Genomic DNA, 16,971 nt, shown 5'->3' with positions numbered 1-16,971 from the left:
TAAATCTCCATTCTTTTAATTCGTTTTAAACTTCTTCCTGCATGCTGGCATAAACGGCGCCTAGGATATTGGAATTGTTCTTGAAGGCGCAGGTATCGAAAGCAAGCGGTTCAAAAACTTGTCCGAAAATGGGCGACACCTTTCTCAGCTCCGCATACTGCCGCTTAAGCTCATCCAGCACGATCGGCTGCTCGCTGATTCCGCCGCCGATGAGGACTTTCTCCATGTTCAAAATGGCCTGCAGGTTCACGATAAGGTTCAGGAGTCGTTTTATGTAAGCAGCGAACATGGCATTCAACGTGGGGTTATCCTTCTTGCATATCTCTTCAAAGACCCTTTCGCCGTCATAAGGTTTCTCCAGCTTCAGCATGACTCCGCACTTCGCAATGAAGTCGACGGCCGACAGCTGATAGCCGATGAGGTTTTCTCTATCCGGGTTAAACGGATCCTGCGTGATGAAACTCAGCTCCCCGGCCTGAAAAGTGTTGCCCTGATGCAGCTTGCCGTCGATGATGATGCCTCCGCCGACTCCTGTTCCCAGAGTGATAGCGAGCCCGTCTTTCACCCCTTTCAGGTTCCCAAGCCAGAGTTCACATAAAGCCGCTGCTTTCCCGTCATTGATGATCGTGCAGCGTTTGCCGTACGCTTCTCTGAAATGCTTTTTAAAATCGAAGTGGTGCAGATACTTCACTGATCCACCGAAATAGACGATCCCTTTGTTTGAATCGACTTTCCCCGGCAGACTGATTGCGACAGCCTCGACCTTTTCAGAATCGAACTGCTTAAAAATCTCATCTATCTGGTTTAAAAATCCCTCAAGTGTTTCTGGTGTATTGACTTTCTGTTTCTTATCCAGTGTCCCATCAGCAAACACCCGTGCAAATTTGATATTCGTTCCGCCGACATCGATGCCTAGCGTACAGGTTTGGTTCATATTATCCCTCCAGCTACGTAAAATTTCTAATTTTAGTCATGATATAAGTATAACGCTTACAGTACCTTTTTTCTATTTATATTCGACTATTCAAAACAAATGATGTCATTACGTACAAAAAACTTCTAAAGACTATCCACCCCTTTAGAAGTTTTTCAAACCTATTATCTATACCGCATATCCTGCAGTGCTTCATGAATTTTAAAGATAACAATGACGAGTTCACAGTTCACTCGAATCACCAAAGGACCTATTACTAAAATAGCTAATCCTAAAAAAACTGAGTCTCCACTAAACATCGTCGTCAACCCCGATACTACACTTATGGCAAGTCCTATATAAAATATGATTTGTATGATTTTCGGTGTGATCATGGTGTCAAAATTAAAGAACGAATCTTTTTGATTTTCAACATTATAATTCATTAGTCCACTCCAATCCATTACATATTAATTACACTTTTTTTTAACAGGTACTAGAATTCCAAATAATAATTTATTTATCACTATTTTTACATTTTTTTTGAATAAATGTTTAAAAGATGATATTAATTTGTGCTGTCTTAAATACGCATGGGTTAATATAAAACTTAAATATACTAGTTGATATTAATAAAACTAAAATCATTAGTTTCCTGACCAATTTCTGTTAATATATCCTCTTCGAATTTTACCCGATATGGACTAGAAATTTTAAAACTCTTTGCTAGTTTTGAACAATACTTAGTATCTTTTTGCTCACCACTTACGGGAAATACATAGTTATATCCTCTCTCAGAGTTTTTTATTGAGTTAGAAGAAAAATATCTTATACCATAAAGATTGTTATTAATGTCGTTCTCTTGTTTTCTCAACCATTGCATAACTAACTGAGGGATTATGTACTCTGATGCAAATAAATTTTGGATAGGTTACACTGAGTTGGACAGAAAAGATAAGGTGTGTATACTAAAAGAAACACACTGGAGGAATCTATTATGTCAACGCGTAGAAAGAGACGCAATTACTCAGATGAATTTAAACATCAAATCGTAGACCTGCACAAAGCAGGAAAACCTAGAAATGAAATCATTTCAGAATACGAACTCACTCCTTCCACTTTTGACCGCTGGGTCCGCGAAAATACTAACTCTGGTTCTTTCAAAGCACAGGATAATTTGACCCCTGAACAAAAGGAACTGAGAGAGTTAAAGAAGCGAAATGCTCAACTAGAAATGGAAAATGATATTTTAAAGCAAGCGGCGCTGATATTCGGGCGAAGGTCGAAGTAATTAAAGCAAATAAACATAAGTATTCTATATCAGCGATGTGCCGTGCCCTTAAAATCAACAGAGGATCTTATTATTATGAAGCCAAAAAGAAAGAAAGTGAGTCAGAACTCGAACAAGCAATCATTGAAGAATTCGCAAGAAGTAATAATGCCTTCGGCACGCGAAAATTGAAGCCTGTACTTGAAAAGAGAGGATTTACTGTCTCTCGCCGTCGTATCGGTCGTATAATGAGAAAATTTCATCTCGTCTCAAAATATAATCACCCCTCGTACAAACCCCAGAGAACCGGTGTTAATCAAGCTAGAATAGAAAACATCCTGAACCGTGAGTTCTCTCAAGAAGAACCGATGAAAGTAATCGTCACAGATTTGACCTACGTCAAAGTCGCAACCAGCTGGTTTTATGTGTGTTTCATCCTGGATTTATTTAATCGTGAAATCATTGGTTATTCCGCTGGACCGCATAAGACCGCTGAATTAGTCATGCAGGCCATGGCGACAGTTAAGGGCGATCTACATATGGTGAACACTTTTCATACCGATCGAGGAAAAGAGTTTGATAACCATACGATTGATGAATTATTGGATACCTTTGATATTGAACGCTCGTTAAGTAGAAAAGGAAACCCGTATGATAATGCCGTAGCGGAATCGACATATAAATCGTTTAAGTTTGAATTTGTCTACGACAACCGATTCGATACACTCTATGAACTGCAGGTCCAACTTATGGACTACGTCCATTGGTGGAATAATTTTCGTCCGCATGGCGCACTAAACTACGAATCTCCCATAGACTATCGTAAAACTTGGGAAGAAGAACAGTCTGAAAATGGAAAATCTAAGTCATTCGTCTATCGGTCGGCCACTGAGTCAAAACAGTATGGGACCAGGACGGAAAGGGTGGTCTTGCCCTTGTAGTCGTGGACACAGACTGTTACATTAATTAGCCGATCGATTGAACGAAAGGCTTCCGCCATTCGGTTGAGAGAGGCAAAAGGAACGTGAACTTAATTATCTTTTACACTTTATATTTTCTGTTCAATAATGTGTTGACATTCCATTTAATTCTTTGTCTCTTTCGGGTCTTATAAAAGAACAAGCAGCTATTAGGGGATACCAGAATACATAATTCTTCCTTATTTCTGTTGATTTAATATCAGTATTAGTCCATTTTCTGATTTCTTTTATTTTTTCATCACTAAGGAAATCAGAAGGTTTTATAGCAAAATCATATATTACTATTCTAGGTCTTCCTGGATTCCTATAAGATTCTGAGAACTGATACTTAGATACTAAACCAGACGATAAATTAATCTCTGAAGCACATAACTCTTTACTTGTTCCTAAATATAAACTAGGATATCCCGCAATACTATACCTACAAGATGAAGCATATTTTCTTGATTTATAAGGTAAATGAAATAAATTCTTTTTAGAGTATTCCTCTCCTTCCTTCTTAAAAGGCTTAGTCATCCTATAAAGTGGTGTCATTCCTTCTTGAGTGGCATATATTAATTTTGAGTTCATTTTTTCTAATTTTCCTAAGGGAATCTTATCTAATTTATCCATCAAATTACTCACTTTTTTATACGCTTCCGAAGGAAAACCGTTATAATATTCGTTGACTGCCTCATTCAATTTATTACAAATAAAATTTAATTCTGTCCTTTCATCGTAATCTAAAATATGTTTAATATCGTTTTGGTAATCTTCAAGTAAGTTTTCCAACTTATCTTCATAAGCTAACTCAGATGGTTCAATAGGAAGATTATAAGTCAAGTTAGACATAATTCCCAAAAAGTCATTATTATTCCATGAAACCAAATAAACCGCCTCTTTCTATATTTATACAATACAACATTCAACTTCACTCCACCCCATGCAACCCTTCAAACCGCTTCTGCGCTTTCCGGTAAATCCTCTCCAGTCCGTCTATATCCCCATCTATCTCCATGACCACGATGTCTGCGGCTTCTTCGACGGTGAATAGGCTGAATGGGAGCTGGAGGCGGTTCATGAGGTCGATGAGTTTGGTCTTCAGTTCGTCGTCGGACAGGTCTTTTTCTTTCTGATATGTTCTGATCTTATCCGTTATCCCCGGAGCCAACTTGACCTCAGATGTGCTGTACGGGAAGAAGCTGTCCGCGTACGTTTCCATGTAGTCCATGCTGAAGCCGTTAGAGACGCCGCTCAGGTCGATGCGCACGACTTCTGCCAGATAGATAAAGGCCGAGTCGTCTTTACCTTCTTCTTCGAGGAACTCGGCCATCGACAGGCGGCAGTTGCGGTACAGGCCAAAGTCCGAGTGCTTATAGTATTTCAGGCTTTTCTTGTTCATGTATTCCCAGACGATATCTCTATAGGAATAGCCCGGACTCGCCTTTACTTTCTCGTTCAATGACCAGATGTCCAGATCCTCTATGCTGTGTCGGTGGATATATGGGATGTGTTCTTCCGCCGCCAGGACCGCTCTCCCCTTGTCAGTCAATTCATACGTCCGGTCACGGAACAAGGTGTTCAGTTCGTCTTCCGGAACACTGTCCAGAAGGCGCTGCACGAGTTCAGCCTTATTACCTGAGACCTTAAGATCATGTGCGCGCAAAATATCCTTCAGATCTTCCGCTGTTTCATTCCGGATAGCCGATTCAATCGACCCTACTTTAAGAAAGCCTCTCTTTTTCAGGGACTTCAGCCATTTATCGACATGTTTTACGCCGTATCGGTACCACCAGAATTTTGGATAGGTGTTCTTTTCTATGTAGTAGCTGGGCGCATAGGAAAGCAGCAGGATCTCATGCGGGTATAAGCCGTCTTCATTGGATTTCATGCGTTTGATCCGTTTCTTGACGGGAAGGATGTCCGGTGCTGTCCGCCGTTCGGTCCTGCTCGCTTCTCCTCTGTGGTTACTGTGCCGTGCCTTCCTTTTCTTCCTTTGTGAAAAATTAAAAATCCCCATATGCTCTCACCTTCCATAATCTATACCACTTTTTAGTTGAATATCTGAAATCGAATTCAAAAAATTTCCAATTATACTGAGTATACCGTTACAATAACCCACGTTATAAAATATATACATAAATTTATCTTTAATTAGAAGTATACCTGTTTCCACACCTCATTACAACGATTTTCACAAGCATATACTAAAAAGACTTTTGACATCCTTATCATCCACTCCTTACCAAATGTCTTTGATCATCATTTCAGCGTGTTTTTTCACTGACTGCATTTCGATATTTCGGCAAGAACTTGTTCTGATACCAGTCGGTGGACTGCTGAATTTTCCATCGGAACTGACCATTAAGATGGATTATCTGCTTAAACGTGACTATATGTCTAATACTCATATTAATCTGAATAACTCGTAGTTAAATGAGAGGATATCTGTTTAACTTAAGAGAACAAGAGAAAAATTACCCTCTATATTATTTTTTAGTCGATGAAAACTACAATAAAATACGTTTTAATTCAAAAAGTCAGTGTTTACATAACTATATTGATATATTTTTGCCAGGTTCTAATTGCAATATGCTTTTTGCATTTTTCAGCTAAATGACCAATCTGAATTACTCAAAACAACAAAAACCTGCAAACTAACTCTTAAGAGTATAGTATGTAGGTTTTTGTTGTTTTTATCTCATTCATTCTTGTTATCTAATAAAAGCCTTCATGACGATAGCCTCATGATTTCCTATGGGTACTAATTCATAGTCTTTAACATTCTCAGGAATAATAAAGGTCTCTCCATAGTAGATATCAAAAGGAGAAAATTCATTAGTTGGTGATTTAACTTGGATATGCTCTCCTTCTACCAAATTAAGCATATTCACACTTTTTTCAGTATACTGCATTACTTTCTCTGAGAAAATAATACGATGTGTTTCAATGCTTTCCAGTTCATGTAATCCTGTTTTCTCAATTATAAAATTCTTTTCTTCTAAGGTTTCAACATTATTATACAATTCATCTCGAGCAAATGACTCGTTAAATTCGGTATTGATTACATGTTTACCATGATGTATTGAAATAGGTCTAGGTTGACCATTTAAATCCAATCTCCCCCAATCCCATAATTTGAATGTATAACGGTTTGGCGTAGCACTGATTTCAAGCACCACACAATCACTACCACTCGAATGAACTGTTCCGGCAGGGATCAGTAAATGATCGTGTTTCTTTACAGGTATACTATTGATATACTGCTCTTCTTCAAAAACTCCCGTGTGTTCAGCCAGCTCTAATTCTGAAACTAATGTATTTAATTTCACATTTTCTTTCACACCAAGATAGACCTTAGCATTCTCTTTACAATCAAGAATATAGTAACTCTCATCTTGTGTATATTTAGCCCCAAATTTTCTATGCGCATAATCCAACGTGGGATGAACTTGAAGACTTAAATTTTGCCCTCCCATGGTATCCAAAAAGTCGAAGCGTATGGGAAAATCTTTACCGTATCTACCGAACACCTTATTACCTAAAAGCTCCTCAGGATATAATGAGACTAAGTTTTGCGCCGGCATTTCAATTTCAACACCCTGAGTCATAAAAATTATACTATTTTCTTCAGGGACTCCATCAAAACACCAGGCCAAATTAACTTCGTCTTTACCCACTTCAAACTTCTCCTGCATCCAGTGTCCACCCCAAACTCCAGGTTCAAAAAACGGGACTAGTCGAAAGGGTTGTTGAATAAACTGATATAAACTTTTCCGCATATCAGAACCATTAATCATCTTTGGCGTATTGTCTACAGACATATCAATAAAGTAGTCGCATACTGGTAAAACTTGTTCTTTTTTTTCTAAACCCGCAGGCCATTCGAAGTAATTTGCTCTCTTAAGCTTCTTACTGAAATCCTCTTCCTTATATCCTTTCCAGTTTGATAATCCCTTTTTATATCGCTTTTGAATTTCACGGCGGGGAATATCTAAATAGACTATCAGGTCTGGAGATATTATGTCTGATGCACAAACCCCGATTGTAATGACTAGTCCATTATATTTATTTATCTTCTTCTTGGCTATTTCCAATGCTTCTGGTGAAAGAAATTCAGAGAATCTACGATGAGAGTACCTTCCAAAAACTGGATCAGGAGTTAAGTCTTCTTTAAGCTCTTGATAAATATTCTCCGGAGAATAGAATAGTGACTCAGTCTCAGTAATTAATGCATCAGGGAATACTTTTTCAACTTTTTCCTGGAACTCTCTTAACTCAATACCAGGATATGATTCGATTGCGATATGATGAAAGTGATTCTTTTCTATCCTTTTTCTTAATTTTCTGCTTATTTCTTCATATCCTACTGTGACTTCTACAGGTTCTTTCAGCTCTAAGCTTGGCCGTAACCGATACATATGACTATCCCCTCTTCTCCTCATTTAAGACCGTTGCAGTCACTTCCTCATTTGTTATTGTTTTATTCAATGAGTCTAATAATAGTTTGCAGTTTGCTTTAGATTTCGTATTCAATAACTTTTCACGGAACTCAGGGTCCATTAATTTTCTAGCCAATTGTGCTAGGATTTTTAAATGTTCATTATCAGTATTTTTCACAGGAATAAAAATACCGAATACCATCATTATATTATCATCAGTATCCCAATTTATTTTATTTTTAAGCCTTAGAAAAACGACAGAGGGTTTTATTACTGCTGCAGACTTAGCATGGGGCAAAGCCACGCTAAGCCCCATCGAAGTTGACGTTTCCTCTTCTCTTAAATAGATATCTTCTATTAATTTTTCCTTATCAGTGATTCGGTCATGTTGATTCATCAGGTTAACAAGATGATTAATGACCGCTTCTTTACCTTCCAGATCAACGTCTAATTGAATCATATCTTTTGTGATTATTTCCATGATTATGCCTCATTTCCAGCTAACTCATAACTCTCATCTGTTCTTGTGGCAAAGTATATGATTGTTACAGAGACCGCTGTTCCTACTGCAAATGATAATAGATAAAGTGGAATATTACTCACCAGAGGCAGAGTTTCTAATCCCCCTATCGGAGCAGAAAGCGTAATACCCATTGCTGCTGTCAGAGCCCCAGTAACACCTGCCCCAATACATAGTGCAGGAAGAATTTTTTTAGGTTTTGCTATAACATAAGGAATTGCTCCCTCAACAAAGAATGCAAGTCCCATGATATATGCTCCAGTCCTGGCAGCTCGAAGTGCTGGACTAAATTTGTCTGGGAATAACGTTGCAGACACAGCACAGGAAGTACTGATAACCATAGCACTACTTCCACATGCAGCCATAATAACACTGGGTACTGGATTACCTGATGCATCGGTCAATGTAGCAACTGCAAAAAGGTAAGCTGTTTTGTTAATTGGACCTCCCAAATCTAATGCTAGCATGACGCCAATTACAGCTCCCATTAATATAGCGCTTGTATCGCTTAAGCTTGCCAACATATTTGTCAATCCAATATTAATTGGTGCAACAACCATATTAACAATAAGCATAGCTAATGAAGCCAGTAACAATCCTCCGATTGGATAGACGAGTAATGATTTAATGCCTTCCATTGAACGAGGAAGCTTTTGCATAGATTTTTTGAGTAAGAGTATGATATAGCCACTGATGAAACCGGCAGCAATCGCTCCTAAGAATCCTGATTCACCGTCTCGGGCTAACATTCCTGCTATGATCCCTGGTAAAATAGCGGGTTTATCACCAATTGAGAATGCAACATAACCAGCCAATATAGGGAACATCATTCCCATTGCTAGTCCACCTATTTGAAGAAGCCAAGCAGTCAGTTCAGTAGATGCTCCGAATGTTGGTGAAGCTGCGTTCCCCACATCTAACAGGAATGCAAGAGCAGTAATTATTCCACCACCGATAACAAACGGTAGGAAGTAAGATACGCCGGTCATTAGATGTTGATAGATTTTTTTTCTATTCATTATTTTCTCCTCCTAGTATTCACTTAAATTATTTTGTTTCGCTTCATTGAAAATATAATCAGCTTTACGAATGGCATCCGTTACAGAAACTTCTATTAATTTTTTACCTCTAAATCGTTCCATTTCTACACGCGTATCTGCTGCTACAACAACAAAATCTGCTTCTGAAATATCTTCTTCAGTCAATGGATTTTCAACACCAGAAGATCCATTTGTTTCTATCTTAGCTTCATAACCGTTTTGTTTTGCTACATTTTCCAAATTTTCAGCCGCCAAGTATGTGTGAGCAATACCCGCTGGACATGCACAAACGCCAACTACTTTTTTCATATTAAAACTCTCCTTTTTTCATTTTTATTATTTTTAATTCTCCTGGTTTGAAAACATTTAATCCTTTTACTTTTTCTTCAAAACTCTCTCTCAAGTCTGTCGCATACAAATTATCTTCTGAAATGACTCCTTTAATACTTCCAATATTTACTTCATTTAAACTTGCATTGAAGATTCTTAACAAATAGGCATCAGATTTTCCAGACTTCACTATACTTCCAAAGACTCCTTCGCCTTCTTCAATTTCCATAAAATCATAATTTAATGGTAATTTTTCTTTCAATGGATTGGTAGGGAAGTAATCTATAGGGTTGATAGATTTATCATATGTTTGCTTGTGATATACCGATGAATCCGTCGCAAAATCTACGTATCGCTTAAATACAGTATTTTCATCGAATTCTTTCATATAGCTTAAACCTAATTCAAACTGGTTCTCTCCTTTCATTTGACAACTTGGCGTCTTAAATACTCGGTAATCTAAGCCACTGGGACGACCTGGACGTCTGTTTAAATCAGGATAACCAAGAGCTCCATATGCTCTGAAAATCGTTACACCTATATCTTTAAATTCTTCTCCAACAAACTCATATTCTTTGCTGCTTCTAGTGTAAACGGTCATAACTCGGTTTTTGTTTACTGCAGAAACATGGTTTAACAGAGGATAGATTGGACTAGGTTCTTCAAAATAGTTCTTTTCTTTCCAGACATTAAGCTCCTCACTCACTGTCTTTCTTTTAATAACACTGTATTGTGTTCCTGCAAAGGAACAAGTGTTGGATTTATTTCCAGTAAAAATCAATCTCACTCTGTGTTGCTCTGATTCATTAGTAAAAGATCCTGATACTTTTATAACAGGTGAATCTTTTTCTAATATAAGCTGAATTTTATAGTTTAAGACTTTATCTGCTCTTTTTTGTTTTCTTTTCTTTAAATCATATGGTATCTGCATCTGCCCTTTAATATCCATCTTCTGCTGGAGTGGTGAGGTTGAATAGCGTACATCTGCGTTCTCCAAGTAATCTAAAATTTTCCAGTCATGGGGTGGATAGGAGTAATCGAAGCTGTCTCCTTCATCACCAGCGTCTTCAAGCACTATAGCTCTTTCATATACTGCATTTGTTTTTTTATCTAAGATACCTACCCCTTTCTCATTTTGATATATTTGATAATACTCATTCTCGATAGAGTGATTAGATTCCAAGAAAAGACTAAAACTTGATTCTTTTTCTTCTTTTACAAAATAGGTCCTGTACGAAAGCCCTTTCATATCAGCGGCTTGTAACAGTATATCTGTTTCATAGTAATAATTATCCTCATTTATTAAAAGAGGCTCTTTTCTTAATACACCATTATTTTTTTGGGTCTTATTCAATATGGTATAACTTATTTTTTCCCCATTATAATATAGGTTAAAATGTTCAGACTTGGAAAATACTTTTGTCTTCACTATTTCACTACGCATGTGAGGGAGTGTATTCATTACGATCAGAGGTGTTCCTTCTGTTCCTTCTAAATTTAACGATATGGACATTAGTTTTAATAAATACAATTTATGTGATTGAGCTAAATTCAAGGCATTCTTTGTTTCTCTTTCAATATAATCATTTGTTTCATCAGTTAGGTTTGCCGATGAATGAGTTTGGCATAAAATAAGGGTTTCCCATGCCTTATCCAGTAAGCCATGGCTGTATTCAATACCTAAACTATCTAAAAGAGACATCATGGGTTGTAACTCATAAGTCAGTATTCGTTCACACTTATCCTGAAGCCCTTTAACATCTGCACGTGCAGAATATATTGAACGGTGTACTCTGTGGTACTGTGTAGAAATCAACTCATGCTGGTGGGTCTTTATGTCTTTTCCTTCGTTTCGAATTTTATCAAAAAAATCTTTCCATGTGGTTTCTACAAATTCAATATCCTTTTGAATTGTATTGTAATACTTTATTTTATCCGTGATACCATGAATCATAGGGTTCTGATCAAACCCCAAAGGAAAAACAAACTGATCATCTATTGTAGAATAAGATAGAAGCCGATCGATTAGTTGGCGGACATCAATTTTATTATAATCTACCGCTTCTCCGGTAAATAACGTGCCTTCTTTGAACCCATAGCAACCGTAACCATAACCGGCAATCATAGTATAAACGAGGACTTCCGATCCGTCATTTGACTTTAAATAAAACTCACTGCCTAAACCATATTCATCCCCAACTCCCCTCGTGATAACAAAATCATTAATTCCGAACTGATTAAAAATTTTAGGGTAATCAATCGAGTGTCCAAAAGAATCTGGTAAATAAGCAATATTAGAGGTATTTCCTAATCGACTTGAAGTTTTAAACCCTAATCTAAGATTGTTAATAACGGATTCTCCACTCGTAATAAAACTATCCAGTTGTGAGTTGAAAGGTCCAATAATTAACTGCCCAGAAGAAACATACTTACTAATCCGTTCTCTTTCCTCTGGAAATAATCTTAGATAACTATCAATAGGAGCAGTTTGTCCATCAAGATAGAAGTTCTCCAACTCTTCCTTATCAAAAGCGTTTAATATTTCTTTGAAATTATAAGCAAATTGAACATCGGCATCTTGCACAGTAAAATACCATATCAAATCCCAATGGGTATGATGAATACAGTTCGCTATTTTCTTCATAAAATCCCCCTCTAATTTTGATTAGTAACTCTATATAAATCTTACCATTATATATATGCAACAATAAATCAGTAAAAGAAGAGATTAATTGCAACAATCGCTGGGAATACTGCAAAAATCTTAATGTACATCATGTAGATTGTTGATATAATAATATTGTAGCTATTTAAACTGTAAAAAGAAGGAGATACTAAATATGGCCAGAAACCAAAAAATAATAGACTTAATTGATCTTCTCATTGAACAAGAAGAACCAATCACAGTCAGAGAACTGGCTGAATCTATAAGTGTTTCGCCACGCACAATTCATAATTATTTAAATTCCAGAGAGTTTTCATCCCTTGTTCAATCGAATGAACTAGTAAAAGTTCCAAATGTAGGGGTAAGACTAGTATTAAGCAATACTAGAAAGATCCAATTACTGACCAAATTAAAAAGTTCTACTGTGTTATCTTATAATACTAATAATTTTGATGACTTCACATTTATCCTTATTCAATTATTTATAAAAAAGGATCATATCTCATTTAATTCTTTAGAACGAGATCTTTATAAATCAAAAACCAGCATTCAAAATATTATTCACGAACTCGATTCTTTTGCCTCTCGTTTTTCTTGCTCTATCAATCAGACTCGTGATAAGGGGATAAGATTAAAAGGTCAAGAGAATGATGTTCGAAGCCTGTTTTTGTTTGTGCTGACAAATTACATCACCTATTCAGTCACAGAATCATATGACTACCGAATAACATCTCAGACAGAATTTATTCTAAATACTTTCTTCGATACTGATGAAAAGACCCAACTTATTTCAGTAGTTGATGTTTATGAAAAAGCCATCCGTACTAATATCTGTGAAAATGACTACAATCTTCTCCTTCTATATCTATTAATTGTAATCATTCGGGTGAAAAATAAGTTTTATACCGAAACCTCTACTGATAATGGCCTTTCTAAAAGTGCTGACTTCCAATATGCTATTTTAATGAAGTACCATTTGGAACAAAACTTCCATGTTATTCTTCCAGACACTGAAATTGATTATCTGACAAGGATTTTAATGTCGACTAGGAAACAGACAAATGCAATAACTGACAATAATGAAAATAAAGTAATAAACCAATTCATTACCCAAGTAGGCTTTCAGCTAAATGTCGACTTGAGTAATGATAAAGAGTTAAGCGAAAACTTGTACACACATTTACGACCAGCAATCAATCGAATGAAACAAGGGATACCTTTTAGTAATCCGCTATTAGATTATGTTAAAAATGAATATACTGAAGTCTTTTTATCTGTATTAACCACCGTAGACGAACTGGAATCAAAAGATAATATTTTTTTCGATTCGAATGAAATCGGATACATCTGTCTTCATATTATAGCAGCTCTCAACCGTTCTAAAAATACACGTAAACTGACAACTGCTTTAGTTTGCAACGAAGGTCTTTCAATTGAATTGTTTATAACCGACAAGATAGAATCAAGTTTCAAAGAAATTAATATTGTCAAGGTATACCGTTCTCATACAATCGGTGATTTAATTACAGAAGAATATGATCTAATTATTAACAGCACTAGGACAGAAATTGCTTCCCCTAATTCTGTGGAGATTAGTAATATGCTTACACTGAGCGACTATAATACACTGAAGCACTATATTAATATCCGATCGATTGAAAAAACTCCCAAAGAGAGTTTCCAATATAAAAATCTCTTTTTTTTCAGGTGGAACTGTTCATCTCAAGAAGAATTTATTAAGACTTCCTGCAATTATCTGTTAAAAGCAGGTAATGTAACTGATAACTTTTCATTTACTGTATTCGAGCGTCAAAAAAAGAGTTCAACCTACGTTGCACGAGGAATAGCTGTCCTACATGGTTCAAAAGAGGAAGTTATCCGGCCCTCAATTTTGATAAATAATCTGGAAAACAAAATTGAATGGGACGGATACAAAGTAAGTACGATTATATTTATTATCTCTAATGATACAAATCCCACTATTTTCAAACACCTCTTAAGAAAAATCATGAGGATCGCCTCTTCAGATGAACTGACAAACCAACTGCACTCATGCAGGGCAATTGAAGACGTTCATATGTTACTTACAGAAAAAATAATATAGGAGCATATATCTATAAAATTTAAAGCACTTATCTACCTTAAGCTAGAAACTTGTATAAATGCTACTTCCCTGTGGACACATATATATAGAACTTATGGAGATTGATTTATTCTCTTCAGAAGTTCTATTTTTTTGTATTTTTCTACATCGAATATTTAGCAATTATTCTTACTTTAACAATTATTAATAACTAAATAATATATCTTCGAGTCAACTGTTTAACTAGCACACCGTTTCATAGTCCTTAACTATATACTTACTATTGTAGTGCAAAAAAACTCCCCCTTAAGTAGTATACTTATTTAAGCATCTACTTTAGAGAGAGCGTATCATATTTACTTACAAGGGTCTTAATTTAGTTCATGTATAGAGTAAAGATAACCGTTGCTTTTTACATTTTTTTGAGAAATAACTATTATCTATTCATTGTAAAATATTCAATCGTTTGTAAACGCGTCAGCACTTCACTTAATACAAATAATCCAAGAGAACTACTTACGCCTCCTAAAATTATCAGAAAAGCGTATCCCCATCGAGCTGGATGTGGAATCTCAGCTGCATAAAAGGAGTATTCATATCCCGGTTCAGTTGTAGTCAGATAAGTTCCCACAATCAACGCAATAATTATGGAAGAAACTACAATAGTATAGGCTGTAAATTTTAAAATTCGATTAGTTTTAGATATTTTCAACTCATACCTACTAAATAGATCTTGTTTCATCGTTCTTACTCCTTAATTTTTTTATTTATTCTCAAATATCTTTTTCACGCGCTCATAACTCTCCACGGTTCCGATATCATAGCGTTTGCCTTCGAACAGAAAGGCATGAACGGGTTTCTTGTCCAGCAGATACGGGATGAAGTGGCCCGGCGCATCCGGATTGTTTCCTTCATTTAAATAGGTTTTAAATAAAGGCAGTGTCTCTTTTTTATAAAGGTAAAAAGCCGGTACGGCATACGGAGATTTCGGTTGGTCCGGTTTTTCTTCAAAGGACTGGACCAGCTGATCATCAGTCAGTTCCACGATCCCTGCACGCTTCTGCTGGTTCAGATCACTTTCTTCATAAGCGGTGATACAGTCCGTATCCACATCATGGAAATAGTCCGCAAAGTCAGTGAGTTCAAAGTCGAACAGGTTGTCTCCCGCCATGATCATAAGGTCATCATCGACTTTCAGTGAGTCGATGACATACTGGATATCTCCGATGGCACCCAGCCGTGTGTCGTTCGTCAAGGAACCGTCGTTGACTACCGTCAGTTTTTTCGAATAGTCAGCGTCTTTGGCCCATGCTTCAAAGTGACCGGCGAATTTGTTGTTGGTCACAATAATGATCTCGTCCAACGATTCCACTTTCTCCATCTTCGCAACGATGAAGTCTAAAATGGTCGTTCCGGCTACTTCAAGCAGGGGTTTCGGCGTGTCTTTGGTCAATGGGTACAGGCGTGTTGCATAACCTGCCGCAAGTACGATCGCTTTCATCCTTACACCTCCAGATCAGTAACGAGACGTGCTCCGTCATCGGTCTGACAGAAGTTGACTTCATACAGGTCTTTGTATTCCGGATGCTGGGACGGATAAACGGCATCGATCTTGGCTTTGATCGCTTCTTTATATGCCGGATCGACAAGGCCAATGACAGCTCCGCGGTAGCCGGCTCCGCTTGGACGGGCACCGTAGACCCCTTCTGTTTCACGCAGGGTATCAAAGATGGTCTTCATCTCAGGAATGCCTGATTCATACTGATAAAAGGAACTGTTTCCAGATTCGAACATCAGCTGGCCAAAGGCTTTTATATCGCCACGTCCCCAGGCTTCTGCTCCGGCATTGACGCGGGCCTGTTCGGTGTAAAAATGCGCCGCACGTTTACGGAAGCGCTCCGGGAGCTGGTCTTTATACTCATCAAAAACATCAGGCGAGATGTTTCGTAAAAAGACTTTTTCCAGTGACGGTGTCGTTTCCAGTCCGGCGATCTCTTCCAAAAGCCAGCCGGCCACACGCAGTTCGTCGGTCCGGTTATTAAAGTCGGTGCTGATGAGTTGTTTGGAGATACCTGAATACACCACGATTACTTCAAAGTCCGGCATATCCTTGCCTTTTTGAATCATCTCGTGTTCATTGGTCCGGCAGTCCATGACCATCAGCTGATCGTCCATGCTCAAAATGTTGGCCGACTGATCCAGGATACCGTTTTTCAGTCCGATGAACTGGGTCTCCACCCAGTGGCTGTACTGGATCAGCTCCAGTTTGGAGACGTCGATGTCATTGACATCACAGAGTGCCATCAGGTAAGCCGTCGTGACAGCCGCTGATGAACTGAGCCCGCCGATTGGCAGCTTGCCGCTGACGATCCCTTTCAAGCCGACTTTCAAGACATAGTCCTGTCTCAGTGCCAGGACAGCGCCTCTCAAGTAGTTCCCCCAGAAACCCGGGATATAGTCCGACTCGTTACTGAGGTGGAAATATTCCTTGTCCGGGAAATCCAGACTTCTGATATGTACGTACCCGCTGTCGTCCGGTGTGTAGACCAGATCCACACTCGCATCCAGAGTCATGCCTGTCACCTTGCCCAGCTGATGATCAGAATGCGCCCCGATCGGACAGATGCGAAGCGGTGACTTGACTGCGCGTATATCTGTTGCTTCTGTTTCTTTTTTCAGTAATTCGACTAATTCTTTCATATTGATCCTCCATAGAAATAATACAACTAGTATATCACATTTCGTATGC

General features: G+C 37.7%; 14 protein-coding genes. 2 read left to right on the top strand and 12 right to left on the bottom strand.

Going from position 1 to position 16,971, the window contains the following annotated elements; genetic code table 11:
- Positions 1–25: 25 nt before the first annotated feature.
- On the bottom strand, positions 26–934 hold the full coding sequence (locus AB4027_RS04815) for an ROK family protein (protein WP_368646207.1): 909 nt from the start codon (positions 932–934) through the stop codon (positions 26–28).
- A gap of 164 nt (positions 935–1,098) precedes the next feature.
- Positions 1,099–1,359 (bottom strand): DUF4282 domain-containing protein, encoded by a 261-nt coding sequence (locus tag AB4027_RS04810; protein WP_368646206.1) that lies wholly within the window; start codon positions 1,357–1,359, stop codon positions 1,099–1,101.
- A gap of 551 nt (positions 1,360–1,910) precedes the next feature.
- Here AB4027_RS04810 and AB4027_RS04805 point away from each other — a divergent pair.
- Positions 1,911–3,124, top strand: a protein-coding gene (locus AB4027_RS04805; protein WP_245746652.1) for an IS3 family transposase whose coding sequence is annotated in 2 segments (ribosomal slippage) — positions 1,911–2,196 and positions 2,196–3,124 — 1,215 coding nt in all. Because the reading frame shifts where the segments join, the coding sequence is not laid out codon by codon here.
- A gap of 120 nt (positions 3,125–3,244) precedes the next feature.
- Here the strand turns inward: AB4027_RS04805 and AB4027_RS04800 are convergent.
- The 7 genes from AB4027_RS04800 to AB4027_RS04770 form a co-directional block, all read right to left on the bottom strand.
- Positions 3,245–4,030, bottom strand: a complete 786-nt coding sequence (locus AB4027_RS04800) for a hypothetical protein (RefSeq protein WP_368646205.1) — start codon at positions 4,028–4,030, stop codon at positions 3,245–3,247.
- Positions 4,031–4,073: 43 nt separating this feature from the next.
- A complete protein-coding gene (locus AB4027_RS04795; RefSeq protein ID WP_368646204.1) occupies positions 4,074–5,162 on the bottom strand; it encodes an SAP domain-containing protein in 1,089 nt (362 codons plus the stop codon).
- Between the two features lie 694 nt (positions 5,163–5,856).
- Positions 5,857–7,563, bottom strand: coding sequence for a class I mannose-6-phosphate isomerase (locus AB4027_RS04790; protein ID WP_368646203.1), 1,707 nt, complete (start codon positions 7,561–7,563; stop codon positions 5,857–5,859).
- 4 nt (positions 7,564–7,567) lie between these two features.
- Complete coding sequence (locus AB4027_RS04785) at positions 7,568–8,065, bottom strand: PTS sugar transporter subunit IIA (RefSeq protein ID WP_368646202.1); 498 nt, start codon at positions 8,063–8,065, stop codon at positions 7,568–7,570.
- Between the two features lie 2 nt (positions 8,066–8,067).
- Positions 8,068–9,123: a PTS fructose transporter subunit IIC gene (locus AB4027_RS04780; protein ID WP_368646201.1), complete on the bottom strand. Its 1,056-nt coding sequence runs from the start codon at positions 9,121–9,123 to the stop codon at positions 8,068–8,070.
- Positions 9,124–9,135: 12 nt separating this feature from the next.
- On the bottom strand, positions 9,136–9,453 hold the full coding sequence (locus AB4027_RS04775) for a PTS fructose transporter subunit IIB (RefSeq protein WP_368646200.1): 318 nt from the start codon (positions 9,451–9,453) through the stop codon (positions 9,136–9,138).
- Position 9,454: 1 nt separating this feature from the next.
- Complete coding sequence (locus AB4027_RS04770) at positions 9,455–12,118, bottom strand: hypothetical protein (protein WP_368646199.1); 2,664 nt, start codon at positions 12,116–12,118, stop codon at positions 9,455–9,457.
- A gap of 196 nt (positions 12,119–12,314) precedes the next feature.
- On the opposite strand from AB4027_RS04770, the gene AB4027_RS04765 reads away from it, so the two are divergent.
- Positions 12,315–14,243, top strand: coding sequence for a transcription antiterminator (locus AB4027_RS04765; protein WP_368646198.1), 1,929 nt, complete (start codon positions 12,315–12,317; stop codon positions 14,241–14,243).
- Positions 14,244–14,658: 415 nt separating this feature from the next.
- Here AB4027_RS04765 and AB4027_RS04760 read toward each other — a convergent pair whose 3' ends face one another.
- The 3 genes from AB4027_RS04760 to AB4027_RS04750 are packed head-to-tail and all read right to left on the bottom strand — an operon-like array spanning position 14,659 to position 16,922.
- Positions 14,659–14,964, bottom strand: coding sequence for a hypothetical protein (locus tag AB4027_RS04760; RefSeq protein ID WP_368646197.1), 306 nt, complete (start codon positions 14,962–14,964; stop codon positions 14,659–14,661).
- A 21-nt stretch (positions 14,965–14,985) separates the two neighbouring features.
- Positions 14,986–15,723: an NDP-sugar synthase gene (locus tag AB4027_RS04755; RefSeq protein WP_368646196.1), complete on the bottom strand. Its 738-nt coding sequence runs from the start codon at positions 15,721–15,723 to the stop codon at positions 14,986–14,988.
- Positions 15,724–15,725: 2 nt separating this feature from the next.
- Entirely contained in the window at positions 15,726–16,922 is a 1,197-nt protein-coding gene (locus tag AB4027_RS04750; protein WP_368646195.1) for a hypothetical protein, read from the bottom strand.
- Between the last annotated feature and the right edge of the window lie 49 nt (positions 16,923–16,971).

Origin of the sequence: Alkalibacterium putridalgicola (genome assembly GCF_040959045.1) — a bacterium.
Classification (GTDB): domain Bacteria; phylum Bacillota; class Bacilli; order Lactobacillales; family Carnobacteriaceae_A; genus Alkalibacterium; species Alkalibacterium putridalgicola.
The sequence above is the reverse complement of the archived record's forward strand: the minus strand, read 5'-3'. Positions and strand labels throughout refer to the sequence as shown.